The sequence below is a fragment of the Shewanella sp. SG41-4 genome (assembly GCF_014164505.1).
Lineage (GTDB): Bacteria > Pseudomonadota > Gammaproteobacteria > Enterobacterales > Shewanellaceae > Shewanella.
This window is the reverse complement of sequence record NZ_JACJFI010000804.1, coordinates 1-215: the sequence shown is the minus strand read 5'-3', so window position 1 is coordinate 215 and position 215 is coordinate 1. Positions and strand designations below refer to the sequence as shown.

The following is a 215-nucleotide window of genomic DNA, read 5'->3' as shown; positions in this document are numbered from 1 at the left end:
CCTTGTTCACTGGCAGCTGGTGTAGCAGCGTCATTGCCTTGAGTCCCATTGCTTGCTACTTGAGCCGAAGTTACGCTGGCATTACTCTGACCTTGTTCACTGGCAGCTGGTGTAGCAGCGTCATTGCCTTGAGTCCCATTGCTTGCTACTTGAGCCGAAGTTACGCTGGCATTACTCTGACCTTGTTCACTGGCAGCTGGTGTAGCAGCGTCATT

The 215-nt window shown here is 52.6% G+C and carries 1 protein-coding gene; it reads right to left on the bottom strand.

Features of this window, described 5'->3' with window-relative positions; all coding sequences use genetic code 11:
- Nucleotides 1-215, bottom strand: a 215-nt coding sequence (locus H5202_RS24915; protein ID WP_220494011.1) for a hypothetical protein, incomplete at both ends; no start/stop codon positions are given.